The following is a 16,525-nucleotide window of genomic DNA, read 5'->3' on the forward strand; positions in this document are numbered from 1 at the left end:
GCTATGTTAGTCGTCGGCCGGTAGCCGACGAAACGGCCACTTTGGGGCCGTCAGAGCCCATAGGATCATGCTCTGCATAGAGGGGACATGCCTGTGGTGATGTCAGCGCCGGACGCGCTCGAAGTTGGTCAACTGGTCCGCGTCCGCGGGCAGCAGTGGGTGGTCTCCCGCCTCGACCGGAGCAGTCAGCCGGAGGACCAGCTCGCGGCTGCGACGCCGCCTGGGCGCACGCTGGTGACGCTGAACAGCGTCAGCGACGACGACCTAGGCGAGGAACTCACGCTGGTATGGGAGGTCGAGCCCGGCCGCGAGGTTCTTCCGGCCACCCAGCTGCCGGCTGTGACCCAGAAGGGCTGGGACGACCCGCAGCGGCTCGGCGCCTTCTTGGACGCCGTTCGCTGGGGCACGGTCGCGAGCGCAGATACCCGCACACTTCAGTCTCCGTTCCGCGCCGGTATCGCCATCGAGGACTACCAGCTCGAGCCCGTCGCTAGGGCCCTGGCCATGCCGCGCGTGAATCTGCTAATCGCCGACGATGTGGGCCTGGGTAAGACGATCGAGGCCGGTCTGGTCGTGCAGGAACTGCTGCTACGTCACCGGGCCCGCAGGGTATTGGTGGTGTGCCCAGCACCACTGACCTTGAAGTGGCGCGAGGAGATGGCGGAGAAGTTCGGCTTGGACTTCGTTGTCCTCGACGCGACGGCTTTGCGCGAACTACGCCGCACGCACGGGTTGGAGGCCAACCCGTTCACCGTCCACCCGCGGGCGATCATCAGCTTGCCGTGGCTGCGTACCCCGCGAGTGCAGCGGCTGCTCGATGAGGTGCTCACACCCGAGACGCGTCACCCGGGGTTCGTTGACCTCCTGATCGTGGATGAGGCCCATCACTGTGCCCCGTCCGCTCCCGCCCGTGGTCGTGGCTACGCCGTGGACAGCTTGCAGACGAAGGCTGTGCGGCGCCTCGGCGAGCACAGCCAGCACCGACTGTTCCTGAGTGCGACACCGCACAACGGCTACAGCAACTCGTGGCAGGCACTGCTGGCGATGCTGGACCCGCAGCGTTTCACTCCGGGTGTCCCGCCCGACGACAAGGTGCTCGACCAGGTGATGGTCCGTCGGCTGAAGAACAACGTCTTCGACGCCGAGGGGAATCCTGTCTTCCCGGCGCGGACCCAACGCGCCATCGAGGTGGCGTACACCGATGACGAGCGGAAGATCCACGGCTTGCTCGAGGCGTACGCTGACCGACGCCGTCGCACCCCCGGTGCGACCGCCGTGCGCGCCAATGACCTGGTCACGCTGCTCCTCAAGAAGCGCCTCTTCTCCTCGCCGGCTGCGTTCGCGCGAACGCTCGCGGCACATGTGGCGAGCGCTAACAAGCCGGGTGGTGGGCACGGTGTCGAGCTTCCCGCCTGGCTGGACGAAGCTCTCAGTTGGGACGACGAGGACGAGGATGTGCCCGAGGAGGAGGCTCCTGTCCAGCAGGACACCCTCGACTCGGTCGGTGTACAGGGCTCGTTGGATGAGCACCTGCACGACCTCGTCGGGCGGGCTGCCGAGGTCGGGGCCGGCGCCGACGCCCAGGACGCGGACCTGCTGGAGGAGATGCTCGCCTGGGCTGACCGCCATGGCGACCGGTCCGACAGCAAGGCGAACGCGCTGGTGGCTGAGCTCGAGTCGATCTGCCGCCGTGACGGGGACTGGAACAACGAGCGGGTCATCGTCTTCACCGAGTACCGCGACACCCAGCGCTGGCTGTCCGAGCTGCTGGCCTCCCGCGGGCTGGGCGGGGAGCGCACCGGCCTGCTGTACGGCGGTATGGATACGGTCCGGCGCGAGCGGCTCAAGGCAGCCTTTCAGGCCAACCCCGAGCGCGACAAGATCCGGATCCTGCTGGCTACGGACACTGCCAGCGAGGGCATTGACCTGCAGCGGCACTGCTACCGCGTGATCCATTACGACATCCCGTTCAATCCCAACCGCCTCGAGCAGCGCATCGGCCGCGTCGACCGGCGCGGCCAGCGCCACGAGGTGGAGGTGGCGCACTTCGTGGGTGCCGACTGGGAGCAGGCCGAGCCGAACTCCTACGAGGCGGATCTGGAGTTCCTCAGTCGCGTCGCGGTGAAGGTCGCGACCGAACGCAAGGACCTCGGCAGCGTCAACCCGGTGCTGGCACATGCGATCGAGTCCCGGATGCTCGGGCGCCCCGTTCTGGTCGACCCGCTGACAGTGGCTCCAAAGCAGTCCGTCGTGGCCCTCAAGGGCGAGCAGGATCTGCGTGAGCAAGTCCGGCGACTGCGGCTGCAGCTTGAGCAGAGCAAGGAACGGCTCCACGTCAGGCCGAACAACGTACGGCGGGTCGTGGACACTGCGCTGGAGCTGGCAGGTCAGCCGCCACTTGCCGACCGCCCCGGCGGCGAGGTCGAGCCACCCGTGTTGCACGCGGGCTGGGAACGGACGGTGCTCGGCCTCGCCGATCCGCTCAACGGCGTGATGCGCCCACTCTCCTTCGACCAGTCCGTCGTAGGCGACCGCGACGACGTCGTGCTGGCTCACCTGGAGCACCCTTTGGTCGCCCAGGGTGTGCGCCTGCTCCGCAGTGCAGTCTGGGGCGGACGGACGTCGCTCAACCGGGTAGCCGCCGTACGTGCCACGCTGCCTGCAGAAGCAGGGATCGACGGCTTGCTGGTCGCAGTGTTCTCCCGGCTGGTGGTCGTAGGCAAGGACGGCGCCCGTCTGCACGAGGAGGTAGTGCTGACCGGTCGCGAGATCCCGGCTGCGGGACGGTCACGGCGCCTGGAGCTGGAACAGCCCCGATACGCCGATCTCAGGGGAGCAGTTGAACGGGCGTTGGAGCCCGATGCCTGCCGACTGGCATCTGAGGAAGCAAGGTTGGCCCTGGCTGGGCAGTGGGAGGAACTGAGTCCGTTGCTAGCAACGGACGTCCGCGTCCGCGCTGCGGAGCGTCTTGCCACCATGAGCCGGACTCTGCAGAACCGGGCTGCGGATGAGACCCGGAGGATCCGTGCGGTATTCGACCAGCTCCGGGTGACACTTTCCAACGCCCTTGAGGGACCCGGACCGACCCAGCTGACCCTGGACGACTTGGAGAACCTGGAAGTCGAGGAGCGCAAGCAGCTCGATCGCGACCGCAAGGCTTGGGAGGACCGCTTGGCCTCACTCGATGAGGAACGGGAGCGGGAACTGGCCGCGGCTGAGGCGCGCTACTCCAATGTACGCGAGCTCGTCTTCCCGTTCGCCGTCGCCCTGATCGTCCCTGCCGCGGAGGAAGCCCGATGAGTGCCGCCCGACGCCCCGGCCCCCGGCGCGCCAGCCGCCGCCCAGGCGGCGTCAACGAGGAGATCCGTCGGCGCCACGCGTGGCTCGAACTGCTCCAGACCTCCGGCCCGTTCCTTACGCTGCCGGTGGTGCACCGGGTCTTCCCCGATGGCATCCCAGTTGTGCCCGCGAATGACCGGGCACAACTGCGGCTCGCCGTCGAGCAAGTCCTGGAAAGCGGAGGGGCAGGTCGGCGGCAACTTCTGACGACCGTTCTGCACAACGTCCTGGACTGGCAGCATCGCCTCATCGAAGCCGACGCCATCCCGGAATCGCTCGCCGAACCGATCCAGGAACACGGAGTCGTCGTACGTGCAGACTTCGGCTTCCTCGTCGAGGACGAGGATGAGTCCGATGGTGAGGCCGAAGACTCGGACTCAGCAGATGACGACGAGGCGGATGACGAGGACGCAACCGAGGCTCCGGCCGCCCAGGGGCCGTGGCGACTGCTCGGCATGCTGTCGGCCTGGGGCCATCACCCTCTCGCCCGCACCACGCAGGGCGGCTGGAGCGCGAGCCCGGTGGAGCGCCTCGCGGTGCTGCTGCGCGCCCGGGACGTTCCCATCGGACTGGTGACCGACGGCCGCTGGTGGGCTCTGGTGTGGGCGCCACGAGGCGGAACGACCGGTTGCGCGGTGTGGGACGCCAGCCTGTGGAGCACCGAGCCCGACACGCTGCGGGCCTTCGTTGCCCTGCTCCAGCGCTCGCGATTCCTCGCCGTCACACACGCTGACACCTTGCCCGAGCTGCTGCTAGAGAGCCTGGAGCGGCAGGAGGAGGTCACCGAGACCCTCGGTCGGCAGGTGCGCGATGCCGTCGAGATGCTCGTGAGCACGGTCGACCGCCTTGACGCCGACAGCGGCCGGGCGCTGCTCGACGGAGTCGACGACGACGAGTTCTACGCCGGCGTCGTCACAGTGATGATGCGGGTGGTGTTCCTCCTGTTCGCCGAGGAGCGCCGTCTGCTGCCCAGCGACGACGCGCTCTACGTCTCGGCCTACAGCGTGAGCCAGCTCGTCGACCAGCTCGAGTCCCAGGCGAGCCTGCTGGGCGAACAGGCACTCGAGCACCGCACCGGAGCCTGGCACCGGCTGCTCGCCGTCACCCGTGCCGTCCACCAGGGCGTGGCCCATGAGGATCTGCGGATGCCGGCCTACGGCGGCAGCATGTTCGACCCGGATCGCTTCCCCTGGCTGGAGGGCCGCCGCGGTGACGGGGCGGACCCAAGCAGCCGGGTTCCCGGCGTCGACGACCGCACTGTGCTACGGATGCTCCGCGCCGTTCAGTACGTCGAAACCGCCGGCGAACGCCGCCGCCTGAGCTTCCGCACCCTGGACGTCGAGCAGATCGGCTACGTGTACGAGGGCCTGCTCGAACTCGAGGTCCGCACTGCGGAGGAGGTCGTGCTCGGCATGATCCGGCCGCCGAAGTGGCCCCGGGCCATCAAGGGCGAGTGCGAGGTCGCCCTGTCCGACGCGACCGCCATCCTGGCCGGGATGGACCGCAGCCCGAGCCTCGCTGAATGGGCGGCGCCTCTCACCGGATGGAGCAAAGCGCGGCTGGAGGCCGCCTTCGCCACACCGCTGGAGCAGGATCGCCGACAGGCAGTCCAGCGCGCGGTCGGCGGCAACCTCGCACTCGCCGACGCTGTCACCCCGTTTGCCTCCGTGCTGCGCTACGACGAACGAGGGCTCCCGGCCATCACCCTGCCCGGCAGGCGCTTCGTCGCACCGAGCACAAGGCGGGCGGCCAGCGGAACCCACTACACGCCCCGGTCGCTCGCCGAGGAAGTGGCCGGAAGGGCGCTTGAGGCCCTGGTCTTCCGCCCCGGCCCACTGGAGACGGCGGATCGCAGCCAATGGCGGCTCAGGCCCTCATCGGCGATTCGGGAGATCAAGGTCGCCGATATCGCCATGGGCTCGGGTGCCTTCCTCACCGCCGCCTGCCGCTATCTCGCCGACCGGCTCGTCGAGGCGTGGGAGGCCGAGGGCCGACGCGACGCGCTGGAGGCCGTGCGGCGCCGGGCAGGACACCAGTTGTCCTCGGACGCCGAAATCGAGCAGGTGCTGGTCGAGGCGCGCCGCCAGATTGCCGAACACTGCCTGTACGGCGTCGACATCAACCCGCTGGCTGTTGAGATGGCCAAACTCTCCCTATGGCTCGTCACCATGGACCGAGAACGCCCCTTCGGATTCCTCGACGACCGGTTCAAGGCAGGCGACAGCCTGCTAGGACTGGCGGGAATCGACCAACTCGAGACACTGCACGTTGATCCGGCTGCTGGTCGGAAGCTGCACCAAGGCGCGATGCTGGACCTCACCGCCGGTGTCCGGCCCTTGCTGCAACGATCCGCAGACCTGCGGCGGCAGATCACCGGCACGTCGGTGGTCACCGTCCGGGATGTCGAGCACAAGGCCCGCCTGCTCGCGGAGGCGGAGAAGAACACTAGCGAGTTGCGATTGATGGCCGATGCCGTAACAGCAGCCGGCCTGCTTTCAGCGTCGGCTCGGCCGAAGGACGTCGAGAAGCGCTTTCTCCAATTGTCCTGGGCTTTGAGTCAGGAGAGTGATCAGAAGGCTCTAGCAAAGAGCGTTGCCTCAGACCTCCAGACCGGCCGGCCCGAAATCACCAACCCCCGCGAGCCACTCCACTGGCCGCTCGCGTTCCCCGAGGTGTTCGCCGACACGCCGACACCTGGGTTTGATGCGGTGATCGGCAACCCGCCGTTCCTCGGCGGCCAGAAGATCACCGGTGCGATGGGCAAGGAGTACCTTGCCTGGCTCCAGCGCTGGGAGGGCGGCGGCACAAAGGGCAGTGCGGACCTCGCGGCCCGGTTCGTCCTGCGGGCGCAGCGATTGCTCTCCAGCCGTGGGCAGCTCGGATACATCACCACCAACACGCTCGTCCAGGGCGACACCCTGGAGGTCGGGCTCGCCCAAGCGGCGAGCCGGGGCATGGCACTGCGTAGTGGGCAGAGCAGTCACCCGTGGCCCAGCAGCAGCGCCAATCTGGAGATCGTCAACGTGTGGGGCAGTCAAGCGCCTCTCTCCAGCACCAGCCTTCGCTGGCTCGACGGGGAGGAAGTCCCCTCAATCGGACCGGACTTGGAGCCCGTCGGCCGCGTAAGCGGACGACCCCGGAGGCTCGCCAGCAACGACGGTGTCGCGTTCATCGGCTCTTATGTCCTCGGCTTGGGCTTCACCCTCGAACCAGAGCAGGCAATCGAGCTGGTCCAACGCGACTCGCGTAACGCAGAAGTCCTGGCCCCCTACATCATCGGCAAGGACCTCAATCAGCGGGCGGACTGCTCGGCCAGCCGATGGGTCATCAACTTCCAAGACTGGCCGTTGGACCGCGCCGAGCAGTACCCAGACGCGATGGAGATTGTTCGACGCCTCGTCAAGCCAGAACGGGACCGTAACAAGGAGACGCGGACACGCGAAGAGTGGTGGAAGTTCACGCGCATTCGTCCCGAGCTGTACGAGGCGATTCAAGGTCTCGACCACGTGCTGGCCATCAGTCTGGTGAGCAACGCCGTGATGCCGGTCCGTGTACCGACCGGCCCTGTATTCGCACACAAGTGCGCTGTCTTTGCCATCGACGACTTCGGCGGTCTCGCCTTCTTGTCGTCGAGTGCACACACGGTCTGGACGATCCGCTACTCCTCAACGATGCGGCGCGACATCAACTACTCGCCCTCCGACGTATTCCTGACCCTCCCCCGCCCCACCTCCACACCCGAGCTGGAGCGCCTCGGCCGCAGGCTCGATACGGAGCGCCGAGAGCTGATGCTCAACCGTGGCTGGGGATTGAAGACGACGTACAACCACGTCCACGACCCCGCCGACCGGGATCCAAAAGTCCATGCTCTGCGGGAGCTGCACGCCGAGATCGACTCGGGGGTGCTCGCGGCATACGGCTGGTCGGATCTGGACCTGGGGATCGGGCATCACGACACGAAGATCGGCACGCGCTGGACAGTCAGCAAGGAGGCCCGGTTCGAGCTGTTGGACCGGCTGTTGGAGGAGAACCACCGGCGCGCGGCCCTGGAGGGCGGGGCGTGATCCGATCGGGGCTGTCAGTGCGGGAAGCTAGCGTCATCTCGATCGATGGTGGAGGAGTGGCGCGGTGAGCTCAGGTACGGCGGGCACGGGTGCCAGCAGGACCTCGTATGAGATCCGAGAGGAGCTGGAGAGCCTTCTCGAGCGTGACCTGCACGGGCCGTGGGACGGTCCGGAGGAGGAGCTGCCGCCCGGCACTAGTCCGGCAGAGCGGTACGTGCTGGGCCGGCTCGTCACCCGGGATGCTTCCTCCCAGCCGCCAGTGGACACTTGGGATCCGGACGATCCGAGCCTGGTGGACCTCGAGGTCGTCGAGTCGGTTGATGATGACGACGCGCCCGAGGCGCCGGCCGCTGTCCGTTCCGGTTCGATGGCGGCCTCGGCCCTCGGCCTGTCCTTCGCCGTGCCCGCCGACGTCGCGGCCGTCGAGGTGACGGCCGAGTGGGGCCGCTACGAGCGGGCCCCGTCCGAGGTCCACCTGACAGAGCAGGGCAAGCCCCGAACGATCTGGCGGCGGCACCCAGCAGGCGGAACCGTCAAAGTACTCCTGGACGCTGACGCCGTGCTCGACCCCGTGCCCCCGGACCCTGATCAGCCCCAGGTGACGCTCCGCACTGTGGTGCGCCATCGTGGCGCGCGGCGGATCGTCGACATCTCCCTGGTCAACTCGCAGGCATCACCTGCCACCATGTCGGACACCGCCCGGCTCTACCAGGTGCACCTGACAATCACCGCCTTGGACGGCAACGCCTCCATTTTCCTGGGACACAACGACCCGGAACTCGGCGACCGGCCCTCCAGCAGCGACCCGGAGCGACTGCATCTCGCGCTCCTGCACCGCACTCAGCGCAGGTACGCCAACGGCCGGCAGTGCGCGGTGGACGCCGAGGTGCATCCGGACGAGGTCCGCGCCTGGCAGCTACGCACCACCTGTTTCCCGGCTGCAGACGTTCGCCTGACGGTGCCAGGCGACACCTCAGGCATGCCTGGCTTGGTTCTGGACATGGCCCGGCTGGGCAGCGCGGAGCTGGCCCGCGATGACCTGGTGCGCGCGCTGCGCCCCTTGGCCACCGGCTACCGGTCCTGGCTGACGGAGCAGGCGCACCGGATCGACGGCGACCCCGAGATCGGTGCGTACGCCGCAGCCGCCAGGCCGGCCTTCGACCGTGCACAGCAGATAGCGGACCGGCTGGACCGCGCCATCGACCTGCTCCGGGACGACGGGATCGCGCGGGAGGCGTTCCGCTTCGCCAACCAGGCAATGGCGTTGCAGCGTGTCCGTGGCGAGGTGGTACGGGCCCGGTTGAACGCGCCCGATCTGCCGTTGGGTCGGCTGCTTCGCGAGAAGGACGTACCGAAGAATCGCAGTTGGCGTCCCTTCCAGCTGGCCTTTGTCCTGCTGTGTCTGCCGGGGCTCACCGACCCGGGACACCGGGACGCGTATCGGTCGATGGACGACGGCGAGGTGCAGCTGCTGTTCTTCCCCACTGGTGGTGGCAAGACGGAGGCGTACCTCGGGCTGACTGCGTACACCTTCGCCATCCGCCGGCTGCAGGGCGTTGTCGGCAGCGGCGATGAGGCCCGCGACGGGACGGACGGCGTCGCCGTCCTGATGCGCTACACACTGCGGCTACTGACGGCCCAACAGTTCCAGCGCGCGGCGTCGCTGGTGTGTGCGTGCGAGTGGTTGCGCCAGGAACGACTAGCGGCGGGTGACGGCCGCTGGGGCAAGACACCGTTCCGCGTAGGCCTGTGGGTAGGCAGCAGCGTCACGCCGAACACCTTCGAGGAAGCCAAGCGGCAGGTCGACGACGCCCAGGACCGGGAGAACGCCCTGGGCGGTCCACTGCAGCTTGTCGCGTGCCCCTGGTGCGGGTCGAGGCTGACCGGTGCATCGCTGAAGACCCACAAGCTCAAGCGCCGCGTCATGGTGTTCTGCAGCGACCCGGAGGGTGACTGCCTCTACACCGAGCGGCGCTCGGACGGCGAGGGCCTGCCCGTGCTGACCGTTGACGAGGAAATCTACCGACTCACCCCCTCCTTGGTGATCAGCACGGTCGACAAACTCGCGCAGCTGCCTTGGAAGGACGCGGTGGCCCCGCTCTTCGGCCTCGTTGACAGCCACTGCGAGCGTCACGGGTGGCGCACTCCGACCTTCGAGGAATTCTGCAAGAGCAGGCACCCAGCCGCAGGCGGGCTGCGACCGGCCTCGCCGGAACCCGCCATGCGACTGAGGCCACCGGACCTGGTCATTCAGGATGAGCTGCACCTGATCAGTGATGCGCTGGGCAGCCTGGTCGGCCTTTACGAGACAGTGGTGGACCGACTTTGCAGCCGCCTGATTGGGGGCGTGCCGGTGCGGCCCGTACTGGTCGCCTCGACCGCCACGGTGCGGCGGGCTCGGGACCAGGTCGAGCAGGTCTTCGCCCGCGGTCTGACGATCTTCCCGCCTCAGCTACTGGATGCCGGGGACACGTTCTTCTCCCGCTCAGTGACCCCCACCCCCGACACTCCCAGCCGCCGCTACCGCGGGGTGTGCGCAACCGGTGAGCGACTGAAGTCGATCGAGATCCGCCTGGTCACAGCCCTGCTGGAGCACGGCCAGGCGCTGTTCGACCGGTACGGTGCCGCCGCCGATCCCTACCTCACCGTGGTGGACTACTTCACGTCCACCCGCGAACTCGCCGGCATGAAGCGGCTGGTGGACGACGATGTGGCCGACCGTCTGGCGAGCAGGCAAGTCCGCACGCGGCGCCGGCGTCCCTACGTCAGCGAACTGACGAGCCGCATGCCCAGCAGCCGCATCGCCGGCACCCTTGCAGAGCTCGATCGGACCTTCGACCCAAGGTTCGACTCCTCTGAGGCGCTGGACGAGTTCCGCCAGAACCCGGAGTCCCGCAGTCGGATGGTCGGCCGCGCCCAGCCGCTTGACGTGCTGCTCGCTACCAGCATGTTGCAGGTCGGCGTGGACGTTCCCCGGCTCGGCCTGATGGTCGTCACCGGACAGCCCAAGAACAGCGCCGAGTACATCCAGGCGACATCCCGAGTCGGCCGCGATCCGCGACGACCGGGCCTGGTCGTCACGCTCTACCAGTGGAGCCGCCCCCGAGACCTCGCGCACTACGAGTCCTTCGGCTACGACCACGCCACCTTCGGGATGCGGGTAGAGGGCCTGACCACCACCCCGTTCAGCGACCGAGCACTCGACCGCGGACTCAGCGGCATACTGGCCGCCGCCGTCCGCCACTCCGCCCACAGTTCCCTGCCGAACACGGCGGCCAACGACGTTCCCCTCACCGGCCCTGCGGTGACCGCCCTGCTGGACGCCCTTGAGCAGCGAGCCGCCAGGGTCCTGCACGACGCGCCGCAGGCGGCCGCTGTTCGGCAGGCCGCACAACACCGCCTCGACTCGTGGGTCCACAAACGCAAGGTTCTGAAGTCCGGTCGGCTCGGCTACGAGGAAGCAGCGGACGTCTCGGGCCTGCTTCGGGGCCCGGACGAGGAGGGCTGGGACTTGTGGTCCGCGCCGATGAGTCTGCGAGAGGTCGAGCCCGAGATCGTCCTGCAGCTCGACCGGAGTGACCGCAGCCTGGAGTCGCCGCCCGCCTGGCAGTACGACCGCCCGTCCGCCGGAGGGACCTCGTGAAGCTGAATGCCGATGCCGCCCCGACCAGGTGGCGCGACCCCAGCCGGATCGGCCAGGTGCGACCGAGCCATCTCGTGACCACCGCTGGCGTCGGGTCGGTCGTTGACCTTCCTACGATGAGCGTTATCGTCCGCAGCCTGGACGCCTGGAGCCCCGAGCGGCAGGAGACCATCGAGGAGCCGCGGCTGCTCACCGAGGTTCAGCGCGTCCTGGGCCAGCAGGTCAGGGCGCTGCGCAAGGCACCGTGGGACCCGTCCGAGAGCGACGACGCGTACACCCGGGTTGGGGTGCCCGTCACCCCGTTCCCGGGCTGGGTGCGCTGCCCGCGCTGCCACCGGCTCGGACCGCTCGACCCGCCCGGCCAGTTCGAGCTGGTACACCGGTATGGGCGCCGCCCCGACCTCGCCAAGTGGGTGCACTCGCAGTGCCAGAAACAGACCAGCACACGGGACGTCAACAAGCGTGCCTGCGTGCCGGCCCGTTTCATCGTCACCTGCGAGCGCTCTGGACACCTGGACGACTTCCCGTACGTGGAGTTCGTCCACGCCAACGCCACCCAGCCCTGTGGTGGCGCCAAGCTCACCATGATCGACAGTGCTAGTACCCTCGGCCCGCAGGTCACCGTCAGGTGCGCGGAGTGCGGAGCCTCCCGCAGCATCCAGGAGGCCGCCGGCCAGAACGGCTGGCAGAAGCTCCCCCTCTGCCGTGGCCGGCACCCTCACCAGCAGCGGTTCGAGGCGTGCGGTGCCAACCTGCGCCTCATGGTTCTCGGCGCATCCAACCTGTGGTTCAGCGTCACCGCGAGTGCCCTGCACCTGCCACAGTCCGAGTCCGTCGCGGACCAGGTCAGAACCCATTGGGAGACTTTCGAAGAGGTCTTCTCGCAGAAGCTGATGCAGAAGATGGTCGACGGCATGAGCGAACTTCGCAGCTTGCGCTCCGTCCCGGCCGACGAACTGTGGGCGGTGGTCGAGAAGATCCGCGCGGCTGGCGGCCCCCCGGCTGTCGAGACGTCCAGCGACCTCCTCGAGGACGAATGGCGACTGCTCGCCAAACCCACCACGGAGCGCCAGGACGCCGACTTCCGCGCTATCCCCACCCCGACGCCGCAAGGGTACGACCAGCTACTCGAACAGGTCGTCCAGGTCACCCGGCTCCGCGAGGTCCAGGCCCTCGTCGCCTTCACCCGAATCAACGCGCCCGACCGCCGCGATCTCGCCCCGCACAACATGGTCTCTCTCTCCCGTGGGACAACCCAGTGGGTGCCCGCTGTCGAGCAGCGCGGCGAAGGGATCTTCCTGCAGCTACGGGAGGATGCCGTCGCTCAGTGGACCGCCAAGGTCGCCGGCCACCCCCGGCTCGTCGCCTTGCAACAGGCTCACCAGCGGTGGTGCCATAACCGAGCCCAGACGTATCAGCCGGGATTCCCCGTAGCCCGGTTCGTCCTCCTGCACACCTTCAGTCACCTGCTGATGCGTCAGGTAGCGCTGGAGTGCGGCTACTCCTCCTCCAGCATCCGCGAGCGTCTCTACATCGGAAGCTCAGCCCGGCCAGCTGCGGGTGTGCTGCTGTCGACCGCCGCCAGCGACAGCGAGGGCACCCTCGGTGGCTTGGTCGCCTTGGGCAACGCCCGCTACCTCAAGCGGCTGCTGGATCAGGCGCTCGAGGACGCCGGCCGCTGCTCCAGCGATCCGCTGTGCGCGGAGCACGTCCCTGAATACCCCTCGGACACCCTTCACGCCGCAGCCTGCCACGCCTGCCTGTTCGCCTCGGAGACCAGCTGCGAGACCAACAACCGCTGGCTGGACCGAGCGGCCCTCGTCGACCTCACCGGCGACAATCTGGCGTTCCTGTCATGACGCCTCCGAACTCATTGGAGGAGCTCGCCGCCGAACTCGCCGAACAGCTGCCGTACGCCGACATCAAGCAGCTCGCGCATGCCTGTCGGAAGGGGCGACCGGGCCTGCGCGCACTCGAGGCTCAGGTTGCCGGCATAGCCTTCCGCACTGCATGCCGCCGCCTGCGCTCCCAGCTGTCCAGCGACGCCGACGGCGGGTATGCCGCTGGCCTGCTCACCGGCGCCGCGCAAGCCCGGCGCAGCCACCACTTCGACCACCGTGTCGACGTTGTCTGGACCGGTCCGGCCTCCGCTGTCCACACCTCCCGGTTGACCTCCGCGGTGGTCGGCGAGCTCATCGACTCCGCGAGGACCGAGATCCTGCTCGTGAGTTACGCGAGCTACCCCCCAGCGTCTCTTACTTCGGCGCTGAGCTCGGCCGCCAGCCGCGGCGTCGAGGTGACTCTCCTCTTGGAGAATCAGGCGGACAACCCCAAATTCCAGGGGAGCACCGGCTTCGCCAATATCCCCGCTACCCGGTTGACCTGGCCGGTCCACCATCGGGAGAGCGGAGCTGCGCTACACGCCAAGATCATCGTGGTGGACCGACGTGTGGCTCTCGTCGGGAGTGCCAATCTGACAGGCCACGCGTTCGAGAAGAATCTCGAATGTGGAATCCTCCTCCACGACGTCGACCACGCCCGGGCTGTCGCTCTCCACCTTGACTCTCTCCGCGAGACTGGCGAACTCACAGTTGGGCCCTGATGTCTCGGCTCGCTCCATGAGATGGACCATCCTCCCAGTGCAGGCTTTAGGATTTCGCCGCAGCGTATGCCGGTGCCAGGCACGAGCATGACCTCGAACAGGTCGGTGAGCCGGCCCGCGTAGTGCTCTGGGGGATGCCGGAGGGATTTTGCGGCTTGGTCCGGAGTCCAGCGAGCGCGGATGGCAGTACAGGGCTTGGGCCGGACGGAGTGCTTAGCCGGGTTGTGGTGCAGCCGCCAGGTTCGCACCGGGTGGTTCAAAGCGTTGCGAAACACGGCCACTGCGTGGTGAACGGTGGTGCGTCCGCGGCTGGCGGCGAACCGAGTGTTTTCCCAGGCGCCGATGCGCTCTTGGGCCGCAGATCGAGAAGCAGCATGCACCACTTGGGCACCGATCGGAAGGAGGATTCAGCTTCCGAAAATAATCGTTTGACAGTTCGAATGTGACGTATTGTCAGACCCTCCCTCTAGCTTGGCCCTCATGTCGGCCGTCTACGGAAGGGGCCCTGCCAGTGTTCTTCGAGGAGCCGACTGCGGCCTACGAGAGCCTGACTGCGCGGATGAAGGCACTGGCTGTGGTTCGCCCGATCGTCGGCCTCGACTCCAGCAAGGCGAAGACCGAGAGAGGTTGGCACGGTTACCGGCTCGCAGAACTGGCACTGGCGGCCGTCGACTTCGTCGCCCTGAGCAGCGATATGGGCACGATGGTTCGCCAGGAGGCCGTGGCCAAGGAAGTCGCGCGGTACGCGGCTCTTCAGGTGCCCGAAGGAACAGAGAGCGAGCGCGAGGCCGTTGGCACGTGGATCACCGAGCGACTGATCAACGTCGAGGAGCGTGACCGTGCGTTCCGGCAGCCCATCGGTACTCTCAACGAAGAAGGCTTCTCCGTAAGGGACTTCCCATTCCAGATCCTCAGGGAGGTGCCCGACGAGGTCGGGCGTGCCGCACTGGTGGTGACCGAGGCCGCGATCAATGTCCTGCTCCACGCGATCGACATCGATGTCGCATCGGCGCAGATCGCGACCGAGGCCCGACTGACCGCGATGCTGAAGCGGGCCCGTATCGAGGACGCGTTGCAGGCGGCACTGCACGCCCGCCGGCAGAGCTTGCGCTACGCGAAGCAGCTCACCGACTGGAGGGCCGCCATGCAGCGCAGCGTACGCGCCATCAGCTGGGCGGACCAGGTCGACGAGGAGGTCGAACTCGCCCTCGAACATGTCAAGGCGCGCTCCGATGCCGAGACCGCCATGCGGCAGCGAGTGGGCGAGCTGCTCGAAGTCACCGAGGACGAGGGGAAGCGCCGGCAGCTGATCGATCTGGGCGCCGTGCTCGCCGACTGCCTCGCTCGCCACGCGGGGCTCACCACGTTGCTGGTGGAGCTCGGCCCGGAGTTTCGCCGGCAGCAGGACCGGCAGGTGTTCGTCGTACCCGCGCTGCACACACGGGTCCACCTCGAGGACCAGCTTCTGCGGCCGGTCCTGGAGCTGCCGATTGACAGTGCGGACGGGCCTCTGGCGGCCTTCACCCGCGCGGCCTTCGGCCCTAAGCGCCCGCACGTGCTCTACCTTCCCGACTTCTTCGCCGCACTGTGCCGGGTCACCGAGATTCAGTCGTTGGAGCCGGCTGTCGTTCAAACCGATCATGAATGGGACGAATCGGCCGACGAACCTCTGTTCACCGCAGAGCAGGAGCAGGAGGCGGCAGACCTCCTTGCCAGTGTCCCGGCGACGGGGGTGCGCCTGTCTTCGCTCCTGCAGCAAGCACGGCTCAACCCGCCAGGCGTGAGCCAGCGGTGGGGGACAGATCACTTGGTCGCGCTACGTGTCCAGGAACTCTTCCGCAACATCCCCGTCTCCCGGCTGGCCGAAGGGAGGGAGGCGGTTGTCGCGATCGACGACGGCGTGGAGCTGGATGACCAGCGGTTCGGAGGATCCGACTTCCTCGTGCTGAGCGTGCGGGCCGACCCGGTCAACGCCACCGGAGGTGCGCCCGCCGCCCGTCCTATTCCGTCGCCCCGCCGTCCCGGCGCCCCCGCACTCGCGAAGGACCAGGTATGACGAACGATGACGTGGCGGACGCCACCCGCATGATCGCGATGGCCCTGGGCCGTGGCAGAGTGCCGGCACGATCGAGCGAGTACGCGAGACTCGTCCAGCGCTACCACCGAGACCCTGACTACGCCCACATGGTGCACATGGCCGCGAAGGGCTTCGATCTGACGGTCCTTGGCGTCGACCACCGCTCAGGACTCATCCTGGGCACCACCGCGGAGAGCTCACTGTCCTTGTCGGTCACCGAGCTGGTGCCCAATACCGGGGACCGGCCGTTGTATCTGCTCGCCCAACTCGCCATCGCTACGCTCGCGTTCCCCCGGCCGCAGGACCTGGACGACGACGAGTTCGTGGGCCGTGTCACCGTCAGCGCCGTCGACGACTACGTGCGCGAACACGCTCTGGCGATCGAGCAGCGCATCAACGCGGCCGGTGAGGATCAGGACCCGCCGACCGGCCAACCGGGGCTGGAAGCCCTGTGGCGTGCGTACCTGCGGCGCAGCGCCACGGGCAGGACCAAGGGCGACAACGAGCCGTTCGGATCCAGCCGAAAGATCGTCGAGCGGGCGCTTAAGCACTTGGTCGATTACGGCTTCATGCACAAGGTGCCAGGCGATGGCGAGGGCACATACGTCACGCACGTGAAGTACCGCGTGCAGATCCGCGAGCTCGCAGCTGGCGAGATGCTCAAAGAACTCGCGGCTCTGGGCATCTCTCGCCTGCCGAGCAGTGACCTCGGACACAAAACCGGTGATCCCGCTCCTCCAACGCCCGGCGCACCTGGTCCCACGCCCGCCGCAACCCTCGCCGACTGACCCCACGGGAGT

Annotated in this window: 7 protein-coding genes; all 7 read left to right on the forward strand. The window is 67.8% G+C overall.

Translation table 11 applies throughout. The annotated features are described in order from the left end of the window. Window positions 1–87 precede the first annotated feature (87 nt). Window positions 88–3,300 (forward strand): DISARM system SNF2-like helicase DrmD, encoded by a 3,213-nt coding sequence (gene drmD, locus AB0D10_RS25365; RefSeq protein ID WP_360260351.1) that lies wholly within the window; start codon window positions 88–90, stop codon window positions 3,298–3,300. After that, complete coding sequence (locus tag AB0D10_RS25370) at window positions 3,297–7,403, forward strand: type IIL restriction-modification enzyme MmeI (RefSeq protein WP_360260354.1); 4,107 nt, start codon at window positions 3,297–3,299, stop codon at window positions 7,401–7,403. The genes drmD and AB0D10_RS25370 overlap by 4 nt, the downstream gene beginning before the upstream one ends. A gap of 64 nt (window positions 7,404–7,467) precedes the next feature. Next, window positions 7,468–11,046 carry a DISARM system helicase DrmA gene (gene drmA, locus AB0D10_RS25375; protein ID WP_360260357.1) on the forward strand — a complete coding sequence of 1,193 codons (3,579 nt, stop codon included), beginning with the start codon at window positions 7,468–7,470 and terminating at the stop codon, window positions 11,044–11,046. Window positions 11,047–11,102: 56 nt separating this feature from the next. Next, window positions 11,103–12,905: a DUF1998 domain-containing protein gene (locus AB0D10_RS25380; protein WP_360260491.1), complete on the forward strand. Its 1,803-nt coding sequence runs from the start codon at window positions 11,103–11,105 to the stop codon at window positions 12,903–12,905. Then, on the forward strand, window positions 12,902–13,648 hold the full coding sequence (gene drmC, locus AB0D10_RS25385) for a DISARM system phospholipase D-like protein DrmC (RefSeq protein WP_360260360.1): 747 nt from the start codon (window positions 12,902–12,904) through the stop codon (window positions 13,646–13,648). The genes AB0D10_RS25380 and drmC overlap by 4 nt, the downstream gene beginning before the upstream one ends. Before the next feature lie 511 nt (window positions 13,649–14,159). Further along, the gene (locus tag AB0D10_RS25390) at window positions 14,160–15,704 is read left to right on the forward strand and encodes a hypothetical protein (protein WP_360260363.1); all 1,545 of its coding nucleotides are present in this window, start codon (window positions 14,160–14,162) and stop codon (window positions 15,702–15,704) included. Further along, the gene (locus tag AB0D10_RS25395; protein ID WP_360260366.1) at window positions 15,701–16,513 is read left to right on the forward strand and encodes a hypothetical protein; all 813 of its coding nucleotides are present in this window, start codon (window positions 15,701–15,703) and stop codon (window positions 16,511–16,513) included. The genes AB0D10_RS25390 and AB0D10_RS25395 overlap by 4 nt, the downstream gene beginning before the upstream one ends. Window positions 16,514–16,525: the final 12 nt, after the last annotated feature.

Source organism: Kitasatospora sp. NPDC048545, from assembly GCF_040651155.1.
In the GTDB taxonomy this organism is placed as follows: Bacteria; Actinomycetota; Actinomycetes; order Streptomycetales; family Streptomycetaceae; genus Kitasatospora.